Origin of the sequence: Microseira sp. BLCC-F43, assembly GCF_041929235.1 — a bacterium.
Taxonomy (GTDB): Bacteria; Cyanobacteriota; Cyanobacteriia; order Cyanobacteriales; family Aerosakkonemataceae; genus Microseira.
The window spans coordinates 15,413-28,639 of sequence record NZ_JBHFNP010000318.1; the positions used below are offsets into that span (position 1 = coordinate 15,413).

At 44.4% G+C, this 13,227-nt stretch carries 14 protein-coding genes; 9 read left to right on the forward strand and 5 right to left on the reverse strand.

What is annotated here, in order from left to right:
• Nucleotides 1-94 precede the first annotated feature (94 nt).
• The 4 genes from ACE1CM_RS42720 to ACE1CM_RS42735 all read right to left on the reverse strand — a co-directional run bounded on the left by ACE1CM_RS42720 (nt 95) and on the right by ACE1CM_RS42735 (nt 5,743).
• Nucleotides 95-1,504, reverse strand: a complete 1,410-nt coding sequence (locus ACE1CM_RS42720) for a cache domain-containing protein (protein WP_374885410.1) — start codon at nt 1,502-1,504, stop codon at nt 95-97.
• Nucleotides 1,505-1,646: 142 nt separating this feature from the next.
• Nucleotides 1,647-4,991, reverse strand: coding sequence for a type 2 lanthipeptide synthetase LanM family protein (locus ACE1CM_RS42725; protein WP_374885412.1), 3,345 nt, complete (start codon nt 4,989-4,991; stop codon nt 1,647-1,649).
• A 24-nt stretch (nt 4,992-5,015) separates the two neighbouring features.
• A complete protein-coding gene (locus tag ACE1CM_RS42730; RefSeq protein ID WP_374885414.1) occupies nt 5,016-5,234 on the reverse strand; it encodes a hypothetical protein in 219 nt (72 codons plus the stop codon).
• Nucleotides 5,235-5,392: 158 nt separating this feature from the next.
• On the reverse strand, nt 5,393-5,743 hold the full coding sequence (locus ACE1CM_RS42735; RefSeq protein ID WP_374885416.1) for an NHLP leader peptide family RiPP precursor: 351 nt from the start codon (nt 5,741-5,743) through the stop codon (nt 5,393-5,395).
• Between the two features lie 293 nt (nt 5,744-6,036).
• Between ACE1CM_RS42735 and ACE1CM_RS42740 the strand changes: the two genes are divergently transcribed.
• The 9 genes from ACE1CM_RS42740 (at nt 6,037) to ACE1CM_RS42780 (ending at nt 12,848) form a co-directional block, all read left to right on the forward strand.
• Nucleotides 6,037-6,192 carry a hypothetical protein gene (locus ACE1CM_RS42740; protein ID WP_374885417.1) on the forward strand — a complete coding sequence of 52 codons (156 nt, stop codon included), beginning with the start codon at nt 6,037-6,039 and terminating at the stop codon, nt 6,190-6,192.
• Nucleotides 6,193-6,426: a hypothetical protein gene (locus ACE1CM_RS42745; RefSeq protein WP_374885418.1), complete on the forward strand. Its 234-nt coding sequence runs from the start codon at nt 6,193-6,195 to the stop codon at nt 6,424-6,426. It begins immediately after the preceding gene.
• 118 nt (nt 6,427-6,544) lie between these two features.
• On the forward strand, nt 6,545-6,694 hold the full coding sequence (locus tag ACE1CM_RS42750) for a hypothetical protein (protein ID WP_374885419.1): 150 nt from the start codon (nt 6,545-6,547) through the stop codon (nt 6,692-6,694).
• 258 nt (nt 6,695-6,952) lie between these two features.
• Complete coding sequence (locus tag ACE1CM_RS42755) at nt 6,953-7,318, forward strand: NHLP leader peptide family RiPP precursor (protein WP_374885420.1); 366 nt, start codon at nt 6,953-6,955, stop codon at nt 7,316-7,318.
• Between the two features lie 138 nt (nt 7,319-7,456).
• Nucleotides 7,457-7,606, forward strand: coding sequence for a hypothetical protein (locus tag ACE1CM_RS42760; protein WP_374885422.1), 150 nt, complete (start codon nt 7,457-7,459; stop codon nt 7,604-7,606).
• 187 nt (nt 7,607-7,793) lie between these two features.
• A complete protein-coding gene (locus tag ACE1CM_RS42765; protein WP_374885424.1) occupies nt 7,794-8,171 on the forward strand; it encodes an NHLP leader peptide family RiPP precursor in 378 nt (125 codons plus the stop codon).
• Between the two features lie 172 nt (nt 8,172-8,343).
• Complete coding sequence (locus tag ACE1CM_RS42770; protein WP_374885426.1) at nt 8,344-9,510, forward strand: S8 family serine peptidase; 1,167 nt, start codon at nt 8,344-8,346, stop codon at nt 9,508-9,510.
• An 808-nt stretch (nt 9,511-10,318) separates the two neighbouring features.
• Nucleotides 10,319-11,803 (forward strand): MBL fold metallo-hydrolase, encoded by a 1,485-nt coding sequence (locus ACE1CM_RS42775; RefSeq protein WP_374885428.1) that lies wholly within the window; start codon nt 10,319-10,321, stop codon nt 11,801-11,803.
• Nucleotides 11,804-12,233: 430 nt separating this feature from the next.
• On the forward strand, nt 12,234-12,848 hold the full coding sequence (locus ACE1CM_RS42780; RefSeq protein WP_374885429.1) for a 2OG-Fe(II) oxygenase: 615 nt from the start codon (nt 12,234-12,236) through the stop codon (nt 12,846-12,848).
• 16 nt (nt 12,849-12,864) lie between these two features.
• Here ACE1CM_RS42780 and ACE1CM_RS42785 read toward each other — a convergent pair.
• Nucleotides 12,865-13,227 (reverse strand): hypothetical protein (locus ACE1CM_RS42785; protein WP_374885431.1); only part of this gene is annotated, 363 nt, incomplete at its 5' end.

The following is a 13,227-nucleotide window of genomic DNA, read 5'->3' on the forward strand; positions in this document are numbered from 1 at the left end:
TAGATTTTGGATTTTGGATTAGTAGGTTGGGTTGAGGCAACGAAACCCAACAGCAATGCTTGATATGTTGGGTTTCACTATCGTTCAACCCAACCTACAGCGATCGCTCGCGTAAAGATTGCACTTGATTCTGCAATCGCTCGAAGTATTCTGTCTCAGTTTCATGTTTCGCGCTCGCTTTGGTTCTGAGTTTTTGGATTTTTTTCTGCAACTGCCGAAAGTGTTCGTTTTCAGTAATTTCCATAAAATCTTTGGCTCTTTTAGTTTGATCGATTTCAATTCGTAGAGCTACTACTTGCTGTTTCAGATTCTGCTCTCTAGCCTTCACTTCAGAAGCCATTTGGAGAAAAACACGCACAAGCTGTCCCATATCGTCATGATTTCGAGACACAAAAGCCAATGCTTGTGGATTGAAATCTCCTTGTTCGAGTGCTTGCGCTGCCGCTGTGAGGGCGCGAATCGGTCGGGAAATACTCCGCGCTAGGAGCAGGGCTATTATTGCTGCAATTGAACCGACAAGGATCGCGATCTTGCCGTGTTGCCAAATCAGGCGATTTAAAGGAGCGGCAAATTGTGTTTTGGGTTGGCTAACCCCTAATACCCAAGGTTGCACTTGCAGGGGTGCAAAGCCAACTATACGGGGTATCTGCGTCGGGGGAGAACGATAGCTAGTATGACCTGGTTCTGTTGCCGTTACCATTACCTTTAACTGTGGAATATTTAAACTTTTAATTTGATTTTGACCGTAACGCCTGTCAGTCAAAACCTGCTTTAGGGTATGAGGAGGTAACGGGTTGAGGCTATGGTAGAGCAGCGAGCGATCGCGATGGCTAATAATCACCCCATGTTGGTCAACAAGGAAGGCATAGCTAGAAGAACCTAGTTGCAAAGTATTTGCGATCGCCCAGATATCTTCTCCTTTAATCTTGAGTACCGTTACCCCCAGAATTTCTCCTTTGCGCGATCGCACCGGATGAGATAAAAACAGCCCTGGTCGTTTACTCGTTTCACCCACGAGGATGCTAGACACATAAGATCGTCCCCCAATTGCTTGTGTAAAATATTCGCGGAAGGCGTAGTTTTGACCGACAAATTTTGCATCGGTAGAAGCGACACATCGACCCGATTTGTCCATGAGAAAAACCGCATCAAAGTCCGGGTGAGATCGCAAGATATTCGAGAGAGTCTGTTGCAATTCTTGGCGGAGGGTTTCTCGCTTTGCAGGGGCGGTAGAAACGAGGAAACCTACGACATTGCGATCGCTGCTGACTTGGACAACAAGACGCTGAATATCAGCAATTAGTTGGTCAAGGCGACTAGCGGTACTCGTAGCTAGAAGTTCCAATTTGCGGTATTCGCCAGCCTCCAGACTCTGCAAACTCCGTTGTAGATTGTAATAGGCAGTGAAACTCATCGGTGCGATCGCTGCACACAAAAGTGCTACCGAAAGTTTGACAGCTATAGGCCATGCAGATAAATTAAATAACCGATGTGTAAGCTTCATTGCAATTTTATATTTTACCCAGAACGCGATTTATATCAAATTGCTAATTGCTAATTGCTAATTGCTAATTGCTAGAGAGCAGCCATTAGCGATTAGCTATTAGCTATTAGCAGTTACACAAGCGTTGCGAAGGGACATGATATTACTCCCACAACAACACAGAAGGAAATGATTCTGGATACGCCAGTCTTAGTAGTTGATAACCAATTCCAGCCGTGCCTTGAAAGAAACCAGGATTATAAACCTCTCCAGACAGTTCTGGAAACAGATAAAAAGCACCAACTTGCTTTGCCCTTTCGACAACCCATGCTGCCTGTTTTTGCACCTTATTCCCAAGTTCTGAAGGCGACAACTTGGAAGCTGCTAACAATAACACCTCCATCCTGCCAAAATTGCCGCAACAAAGATGGTCGAGGTTTTGTAAACCAAACTGTTGGGTTGTGTTGATAGCAACGGCAATTTCTTGCCGAATTTCTTTTGTATCCAGAATCTCTAAACCTCCCAAACGACCTAAAGCAATTCCTGGTGCGCCATGACACCAACTGGTCATAAAAGAAGGCTTATCCTCCCTCACATCTTGCCAGTTTCCGGCGCTGGGGGAAAACAAAGTGCGTTCGTAGGCGATCGCTTCCTCAGCCGCTTCCAGAAAATCTGTTTCTTGAGTGGTTTTATACAATCGCAATAAGGCATAGGCAATACCTCCCGCACCATGAGAAAATCCCGTCGCTAACTTGCCTTCTAGGGTTGCCCAAGCTCTCAATCCAGAATCGCTCTTAGTGCGATTAATTAGTAGGTGATAACCCAAGGCTTGGACTTGATCTAGAACAGATGGATCTGGTTTGGCTTGATATAAACTCAGCCATCCCAGTATTGCTCCAGCCGCTCCAGCTATGATGTCAAATTGCTTGTCGTTCGCAATACTTTCCTGAGTTATTAACGACGCTGCAAGTTTCGCAACATCCAAAAGTTCCGGTTCATCCAAAAATTGACTTACTCGTACCAAACTATAAACAATAGACCCTAACCCAGTAGCTCCACCGATACCGATTTGCCGGGTAAATTTACGCTGAGAATTGGGGTCTGTTTCCTGCAAGGTTTTTCTCAGGTCTTGCAAGGCACTCAGCGCTAAATCTCGAAATGCGGCATCACCAGTAATTTTTGCTAACGCTGCTAAAAATACAGCGACTCCGCAAACACCGTCGTACAAACCATAGCCCAAGGGCTGAAGTTGCAACCGCTGATCCTGCGGCAGGTATCCCATACCAATCCAGGTAACGCTATCGGCGGCATACAGCGGACTGCCAGCGAGTGAGGTACAGCCTTGTGGCGCCTTTTGTGTAGCGGCACCCTTATGGGTGCCGCTACACAAACCAAGGTGTACCTCATCCGAGTGCAAACTGCTATAAATTGCTCGTTGTTGCAGTTGTTTGCCAATTTCTATTGCTTCCTGTACCAGTTGTGCTGGTGTCAAAGTAGCTATTGCATCTAAATCTAAACCTGGACTGTTCGGGGTAATATTGGTCATGCTGCGAGCAATTCGCGAATAAAAAGAACCCCGAATAATCGAAATTTGTTGGGCTAAATCTGCATCGCTCAGATGCCGCAGACGAGAAATCATCCGCTCATAGCTAGGTTCTTTGAAATATCCCTCAATTACTACGGGGTTTATTGTCAGATCCTTACTGCTAGAATCAGCAACAAAGTAAGGAATATCCATTTGTTCTAAAGCATGTAATTCCAACGCTAGAAGCGACCAAACCGGGGGTTTGTTATCGGCTGCTAAAAGTGCCCGACTTAGCACATCCATTTGAATACTGCGATCTACACCATGTTGTATGTATTTTGGGTTGAGGGCTTTATTCAGAACATCACCGTAGACTTGGCTATTGCGAAACAAAAACCGTACTTTCTGATGAGCAAAGACTGCTAAAGGACTATCAGTCGCTAAAAGCACTTCTCGCCGTTCTGACAGAAACTCATACATCTGTCGAAAACCATCTACAATTTCATCAACGTAATCGTTAGGTGATAAAGTGATGCCATTGAGAGAAAGTGTATTAGCTTCGGCTGGCTGTATTTCAGATTCATACTTTAGTGCCATGCTGTCAGTGTTGATGTTCTGCCACTTTTGCTTGCGAATATAAATTTCCTCGCCAACTCCCCCTAAACCACTAATATCTTCAGCCTTTCCTCCTAGTGCAAATTCCCATCTTGGTAGTAGTCCACTTCGCAGCACCGAATCGAAAAATTGTTGATTCGCCTGATATTGCGCTCCCCTCGCTTCCTCAATTTTGGGGTCAATTTCACAAGCCACTGGCTGTAGAATTGTTTCCAAGTCTATTAATACCGGATGTTCGCCACTAGCAATTATATTTTCATGATGAAAGTCTGTTGCTTGCAGCATGTAAAGTAAGCACAAAACCATCCCCGCACGCTGGTAGTAGCGCTGTGCTGCTGCTGCGTCTGCACAGGGCAAATGCTCTACAAATTCCATCCAGCCATAAGTTTTACAATCGATAACTTTGACTGTCTTGAATGAAAGCAAAACTTCCTGCTTATTGCACCAAGCTAGTAACTGAAAATAGGCAGATTCCAAACCTACGCTTCTGGGTTTGTATACGAGTTTTAATCCAGAAGCAAAGGTGAGAGCAATTACCGATCGTCCTTGATTGTGAAGATCGGAAAGATTCAATTTAATATCAACAATTTGATCTGTATCTTGTTGAAACGTTTGTTGAATGATTGGCAAATCTGATGCTAATCGCTGGAGAAATTCTGCTTTTTCTTCTACCCAGATATCCATCGTCATCGCCACCAACCGAGCTAAGACGCTATACTTCTGGAAAAAGGACAGTAATTTCCCCGTTTTTAAGCTATTGACAAAGTTTTGATAATGTGTATCAGAAATGATTCCTTGTCCCCATAACAGGGTGAAAGCAGATTGTTTGAGTGCTTTAAACAGCGAAAATTCAAGCTCAAAACACTGGGTACAAAGAGATGCTAAACGCAATAAAAGTTGACGTTCTAGAGATATACAAACGGTTGGAGATAACAGTTGCCAGCTAGTCCCAGCTTGTGCAATAAGTTTCTGCCGCGCTACGCAAACAAAGGGCAGATAAACTTCTTCAAAGGGAATTGGCTTTTCAGCATCTAGACAGCGAGACGCACCTGCATAAGCTGTTTCCCAGTCAATTTCCAAAGCTTCTCGCAAAGTTTCTGTCCAAACAGGCAAATGTTTTGCATCGGCGATACGAACCGAGGCAAAAACAGTATCCACAGAGTTAGAATCCAAGCCATCCCAAGCGAGGCGTTTGGCAAATTGTTCTGGGTTTCCTTGTGCCACAACTTGACACCACGCTTCCAAGCGCGAGTTAATCAGCTTTTCATTAGTTTGAGACTCATCAGGGATGAAGCACTTGCTCAATCTTTCAGTGAGCGTACTAGCTGACTCGACTACTTTGAGTAAATCTTGCTGTGAAACTTCCATCTAAATTGCTACCTTTTAGAACCTTCAGTTTTCTTTGTTTCTCGTTTTCTCGTTTTCTCGTTCCCAGGTTTCTCGTTCCCAGGTTTCTCGTTCCCAGGTTCCACCTGTTCTCGTTCCCAGGTTCCACCTGTTCTCGTTCCCAGGTTCCACCTGTTCTCGTTCCCAGGTTCCACCTGGGAATGCTTTCCGAGAGGCTCTGCCTCTGATGCCTGGAGCCTGCGGCAGAGCCTCCTGGGGTCTCATTCCCTGGCAAAGCCAGGGAATGAGAGAAAAGCAGCTGACTTTGGTCTCCAGAATGTGGGCGTTGCATATGTGCGGGATAATTTTGATGTTTTTGTCGGATGGTTATCTCGCCTGTCCTTGGAAATATCTGGGCGGGCAAGATGCCCACCCCACAAGAATCATCTAGGGCAACGCACCACGCATGTGCCCATTGGCACCATCCAGAAAGAGTGCTGTACAGTGCGAAACCAAGGACAAGCAATACCACCAGCTACCGCATCCAATTCTGCTTCAGATATTTCGGCATCGTCTTCGGGTGTAATAGGCTTCATCGGCAGAACTAAATAGACGATGTTAGGGGTTTCTTCGACTACCCTTATCTCTACGTCCTCTGGCAGTGGTTGCCCGATTTCCCGGCTTAAAACTGCCTTGGGGTTATTCAGTATCTCTTGCTTGAACGCATCATCTTGCCAGCTTTTAGCGATGATTCTTTCTTCGATTTCTTGGCGAGTTGATGTTGGAGCATTCATGGTAAACCTCTCGCATGTCTTGCCAATCCTTAGAGCTTTAGCTTAAACGATGCCCAACCAGAATCACAATCCAAAATATTTCGGTAATACTCACAATTTTTTAGCTCCTGCTTGCTCGATTGTTGACTTGGCTTTTCATAAATGCTTTCCCATGCTTTTCAACTTTATCGGCCTATTACTCCTATTTTTTTTGAAACCATTCCTAAAAAAATAAAATTGACGAGCGATTTTTCAATCGATACTCTGGTTAGTGTCAAAACCAAATTGACAGAAGATAGTAAGGAGAAAATAAAATGCACGAACAAATGAAACAAATCATCTCTCAAGCCATGAACACCCGGTTCGAGTTCGAGCGCAAGCTGATTGAGCGAGCTTTGGAAGATGAAACCTTCAAGCAAGAATTGCTCAGCAATCCCAAGGCAGTTTATGCAAGAGAGTCGGGTGAATAAATGCCAAATGACTTGGAAATCGAAGTAATTCAAGAAACTGCAAATAAGGTCTATTTAGTGCTTCCAAATAACCCCGAGCAGGCTGGCTATGAGGAAGTATTATCTGAGGAAGCTTTGGAAGCAGTCGCAGGTGGTGTGTCTCTCGATGTTTGTATTTGGCCTTCACTAAGAATTCGAACAGATGAAAAATGCATACTTTGGTCTCGGGTTCACAACGCCAACGGCTTAGCGTAAGCGTAAGTTTAGTACGCCGTCATCAGAAGTAAATGCAAACTTTTCTAACCCAGTGAGCCTTGACAAAGAATGTTTCTGCGTTCACTGGGTTTACTTTCATCAGAATTCATATAACATTATGAGAGATTTGAGACTCTTCAAAAGAATTGTTATATCACGAGCGATCGCAACAACCACTGCATTCGGAAGCTTCGTTGCCGTGGTGCAAGCTGCTACCTTCACTCTACCGATTGAATCGGCAGCTAAAGCTACAGATCTAGACTTTTAGCTTAAAGGAGACTAGCTGCAACTCGCAATGCCAAATTTTTCGGTATTCGTGGCATTTTTTTAGTTTTCAGGACTTACGCCAAAAACCGGGTTTCTTTTTTTCATAGAAACCTGGTTTCTTTGCGTAAGTCCTGGATTTGATTGGCTCTGATTTATTTTGGTGCAGTCCTAAAGAAATTGAATTGACGGTCTATTTTATCCTCGATACTCTGGTTAGTGTCAAGACCAGATTGACAGAAGATAATAAGGAGAAAATAAAATGCACGAACAAATGAAACAAATCATCTCTCAAGCCATGAACACCCGGTTCGAGTTCGAGCGTCAGCTAATTGAGCGAGCTTTGGAAGATGAGAACTTCAAGCAAGAGTTGCTCAGCAATCCCAAGGCAGTTTATGCGAAAGAGTCAGGCGAAAAACTGCCAACTGACTTGGAAATCGAAGTCATTCAGGAAACTCCAAACAAAGTTTACTTAGTACTTCCAAATAACCCGGCTTCAACTGCTACTGAAGGAGAATTATCTGAGGAAGCACTGGAGGCGGTGGCAGGTGGTGTCTGCTTATTTGGGTCATGTATCAAAAAGTGCTTTTTCGGGAGCATATTGCGCGGTGCCAACGACCTAGTGTAGTGCCACTTGTTTAGCACACCACAGGACTTACGCAGAACATCTATCTATGGTGTTTTGTACCAATCTAACCCAGTGAACCCCGATAGAGAATCCTTCTGGTTTCACTGGGTTTACTTTCATCAGAATTCATATAACATTATGAGAGATTTGAGACTCTTCAAAAGAATTGTTACGTCAGGGGCGATCGCAACGACTGCTGCATTCGGCAGCTTCGTTGTTTCTGTGCAAGCTGCTACCTTCACTCTGCCGATTAAATCGGCAGCTAAAGCTACAGATCTAGACTTTTAGCTTAAAGGAGACGAGCTGCAACTCGCCATTCAAAATTTTTCGGTATTGCTCGCATTTTTTTAGGTTTGATTGACTCTGATTTATTTTGGTGCAGTCCTAAAGAAATTGAATTGACGGTCTATTTTAGCCTCGATACTCTGGTTAGTGTCAAAACCAGATTGACAGAAGATAGTAAGGAGAAAATAAAATGCACGAACAAATGAAACAAATCATCTCTCAAGCCATGAACACCCGGTTCGAGTTCGAGCAAAAGCTAATTGATCGAGCTTTGGAAGATGAGAACTTCAAGCAAGAATTGCTCAGCAATCCCAAGGCAGTTTATGCAAGAGAGTCCGGTGAAGAAATGCCAAAAGGCCTGGAAATCGAAGTCATCCATGAAACTGCTAACAAGGTTTACTTAGTACTGCCAAATAACCCGGCTCCATCTGTAGCTGAAGGAGAATTATCCGAAGAAGCCCTGGAGTCAGTGGCAGGTGGTAATTGCATTTTTTCGACCAAAGAATATGAGGTAAAGAAGATATTGTGGACCCTTATCTGCAAGAGAAATGCTAACGACTTGGTGTAAGCGTAAGCTTAGCACACCAGTAATCAGCAGTAAGTACAAACTGCTCTAACCCAGTGAACCCAGCCAAGAAAATTCCTCTGCGTTCAGTGGGTTTACTTTCGCTCAGTTTTTTAAGAAAATTAAACCTAACCTTAATGCTGAGAACTTCTATACTTCAAGGTTCTTAAACGCTATGAGAGATTTGAGACTCCTACAGAAAATTGTTACGTCAGGGGCGATCGCAACAACCGCTGTACTTGGGAGCTTTGTTGCTCAAGTCCAGGCGGCTACGTTCACCCTGCCGATTGAACCAGCAGCCAAAGCTACAGGGGTTGATGTTTTGCGCGATCGCTACAATCTAGACGGCACCGGAATCACTATCGGTTTCCTATCCGATAGCTTCAACACAGCAGAAACCTTTGATATCTCTGGCAACCTGGATACCTATGCAACTAACATAGCCAACGGCTACCTACCATCTGGCATTAACGTGCTAAAGGAGTACTCCGAGCCAGGTGCGGGGGATGAAGGTCGCGCCATAGCGCAACTGATCCATGCTGTGGCTCCAGGTGCTAACTTGGTGTTCCACACAGGTGTGGGCGGCGTGGATGAATTAGCTCAAGGCATTCAGGCTCTAGCGGCTGCCGGGGCTGACATCATCGTCGATGATATCGGTTATAACCCTCAGGATACTCCTGATGTACCCCCAGATTTGTTAGATCTCGAGCCTCCGAACGGGCCAATCAACCAGGCGATTACCGGGGCATTCAATCAAGGGATTTCTTACTTCACTGACGCTGGTAATGCATCCGACTTTCCAATATACGGGCACGCAAACAACCCAAATGCGCTGACCGTTGGAGCAGTGTACTACGGCAGCGAGCCATCCTACTTCAACCGAGCGTTCGGTGTTGTTGTAGACCAGGGGCAAATACAACCCTTTTCTTCCCAAGGTAACCCTGGTTTGTTCAAGCCTGATGTTGTGGCTCCGGATGCGCTACCTATTTCCTTCGATTTGGGTGGAGGCTCTCGTCGCGATATCAACCCCGGCTTCTTCAGCTTCTTCGGTACCTCCGCGTCGGCTCCATATACGGCTGCGGTAGCTGCGCTGTTACTGCAAGGAGACCCAACTGCAACGCCCACTGAGATCTATAGCGTTCTGAGAAATACGGCTGTTAGCCCTTCGTCTGGTTTCGACTCCAGATATGGCTTTGGCTTGATTCGGGGAGATAAAGCGATCGCCGCACTGGGCGTGGAACCAAAACCAGTCCCCGAACCTTCCGCCATCCCAGCCTTGCTGTGCGTTGCTGTTGCGATCGCTCTATTCCTGAAGCGCTCTCACCCACTGCCTAACGCCTGAAGGCGCGGCTATACAAACAAAGGCTGCCTACGCAGCCTTTGCCTCAGGACTTACGCCGACATTAAATATGGTGTAAGGTGCGTTACGCTATCGCTAACGCACCCTACATATAGAATCTTGAACTCATCGAGCTGCGATCGCATTCAACTTCTTGTGGGGTGGGCATCCTGCCTGCCCTTGAGCTTCTTTTTTGGAGAGGTCTAATAGTTAAGGATATGCGAGCGCTTATCGCTTCGTTCTCATATCATGTCCTTAGGTATCGGTAGTGTATGGATGGCTAATTGCTCGCTTGCTAATTGCTCGCAATTCAATTGCCTCCAGAGCAGCCATTAGCGATTAGCTATTAGCAGTTACACAACCGTTGCTCAGGGACACGATATCACTACCTATTCTGACAACAACGAAAAAACTGATAATTTTACCGAAAGATTTTGCCTTGTAACCCTGTAAAGTTTTCAGCAAACTTGTAAATAGTTGGCGTTATCAAATCATATCATGTCCGGTTGCATCGGAACGATCGGCCTTTCTTGGTAATTGCGAGCTTGCTAATGGCTAATTGGGAAAAAGCCCCTACAGGTCGTAATTCCTTAGCAACGGTCAACGATAAGCTGCTACGCATCTAATTTTACAGTCAATTTTTCTGAGATTCTTGTGGGATGGGCATGCAAGCCCCGTCTCTTTATTCGATTTAAATGCGGAGCAGCTTATCACTTCTTAATCGGGGAGTGGCACAGGCGTCGGATATTCTTCTAATGTAGCGTTCCGCTTTCTGCCAAAGTCAGAATCTTATTAACAACAGAGGTGAGCCATGCAAATTCACATGATTGGACACGCTTCAATATTTGTAGAAACCCAAGATTGCAAAATTCTTATGGACCCGGTGCTTTGGGACCCCCACGCCGAAGGCATAGAGGATGTATGTCCGAAGCGAGAGGTGATTCATGAACTCCTGCCGGAATTCGACCTGCTAATTATATCTCACCACCATCTGGATCACTTTGACATTCGCTCCCTTGCCTATCTACCAAAAACAGTCGATGTCCTAATTCCCAAGGACAAACTGATAGAAACTTGTCTCCGCAAATTGGGATATTCGCAAATCTATCATTTGAGCGATTTTAGTGAAGTTAAGCTGGGAGCTACCAGTCTTTTAGCAACTCGCTCTGACAATCGCGTTCCTGAGTATGGCATAGTATTTGCCGATCGCTCGGGGGTTTGCTGGAATCAAGTAGACACCGCAGTCAGCTTAGATACAATTAGTTTGGTAAAATCTCACTATCCCCAGATTGACTTCTTATTGGCAGGCTGGCAACCAATGTTAGAAACTAATTACCACACTAATCAGAGTTTGTCCTTTCCTTACTCTGAATACAGCCAGTTGCTTCAGCTAATAAGTTTTATTAAACCAAAGGCGATCGCTCCCGGAGCCAATGGCTTCAAATTCATCAATGGGTCATCTTGGCTGAACCAAATTGTATTCCCAGTAACGCGAGAACAATTCTGTAAAGATGTGAAAATGGTTTACCCAGAAATAGAAGAAAACGTCTTTGCTTTCGATCCAGGGGACATAATAGCCTTTAAAAACGGCGAGTTTAGTCACCTCAAAGAAATGTGTCAATTTGTCAAAAAGGTTGAGGATGATAGAGACAGCTTAGTTTTTTCACCGATAAATGTAGGGAATAACCTAATTGACGACAATCCAGATAATTATAATCTCGATGAGATGAGAGAGGCAATTAATGAAGAAGTCTGCTTACATCTGCCTAAGTTTATCATGGAAAAGAAAGATTCCCTTTTCCTAGATCATTGCCATTGGCAAGTAATTTATCAACTAGAAATAGTTTTTCCAGATTCCCGTAAACAATGGTTCTTTGATTTTTCGCAAGATAACATTCAAGCACAAGCAGGACGGAATCCTTTGGCTAATTTCTTTACCTGCATTACAGCTTCAAGTTTATACGGTCTTTTGCAACAAATCAAAGGGTGGGATTATGCCAGTCAAGGGGGCTACGGTCGCAGCTTCAAAAAAATCTATATAGCGACTAAATATGGAATTACTAAACCTCGAGAAAATTCTCTAGCAGACCCTCTCATTCTAAAATTTCCAGCTAAGGAGATTTTCGAGACTGTGAGGCATCGAGAAGTAGAAAAATGGGCGCAAAGTAATGGCAACAGTTCAATATGCCATGAGAGTAAAACTGTTCTGATGAAGCTAGGAAATCATCTTGTTAGGCGATGGAAGGAACCTAATCACTCAGAGAGTAAAGAGGTGCAACAAATCAACGTCGGATGACATTTGGCACTGTCTACCTTGTAGAGACGTTACATGTAACGTCTCTACAGAACAAATAAATACTGTGTCAGGATTCAGGTCTATCCTCGCTGGTGGGCAATGTTCTGTTTCTCACATCTTGCACCACGGGAGGCAGCAGCCCACCGGATCTCGTTCCCAGGTTCAACCTGGGAACGAGAATACTGAGGCTCTGCCTCAAGGTGCAAGATCTCAGGTTTAGGAATATGCTAACTTTGCCTATTTCCTGCGAACAATAATGGTAACTTTTTCTGGAGATATAATAACGCAAGTTGCTATTTATAAACTTGGGCGTTGCTAATAGCTAATTGCTGGCGAGATGTAAAGAACACAACAATAATATCCTCCATGAGCCATGAGCCATGAGCCATGAGCATAACTAGCAACTTGAGTTAATAGAGAGATTGAATTTATGATACTACTTCTCAATACATATTACTCGTTAAAGTCAAAAATATTTCCCCTTGACTACCTGGAATCTTTGCGAATGGAAATCCTATCTTCCCCCTATTTAGCAGCGAGTCAACTAAGTGAAAGCTTTGCCGGAACTAAAGGATTTTCGTTAGTCTTTAAACGCTCAGGCATCGGTGAAGTTGAACGGCACTTTCCCTTCTTCCAACCGTATTTGAGAGTTGCCCTGATGCCTGACTGCAATGCATTTTATCTCAATCCCCTAGTACTAGAGGGGGGAACTCGTGTAGAGCCACACGTTGACTGTAGTCTTTCTGACTATAATCAGTTGATCGCCATTCCAATTATTGTGAGTGTTCTTTATGTCCAAGTGCCATCTGACCTGCAAGGAGGAGAACTGGTACTCCAGGAACGTGGAAACAAAGTTGGTCAGATTCAGCCTCAAACCAATACCCTGCTTTATTTTCGCGGTGATTTGACACATTCGGTGAATCAAGTTAAAAGTTCACAGGCTCGTATCAGCTTAGTTTGCGAGCAGTATAATCTGAGCGAAACTCGACTTCAGCAGATTCCGGAGTTTGAGATCCAGTCTAAAGTTATTCAGATGCGGGGGTGACAACTTTCCCTAGAAACTACTCCGGGTTTTCAACCAAGTCAATAAAATAGCGGTGTAAATTCCAGCACCAAGGGCAAATGCCCAAAACCGACTTTCTCTTTCTTCTGGCAATACTCACACAGGCAATCTGCTTTCTGCTTTTGCCTGTTCGCTTTCTCATTTCAGTAATTCGCGCATTCATTTTGGTATTTGAGGCAAGCTTTATGGCAATCTGCTTTCTGCTTTTGCCTGTTCGCTTTCTCATTTCAGTAATTCGCGCATATATTTTGGTATTTGACGCAAGCTTTATGGCAATCTGCTTTCTGCTTTTGCCTGTTCGCTTTCTCATTTCAGTAATTCGCGCATATATTTTGGTATTTGACGCAAGCTTTATGGCAAT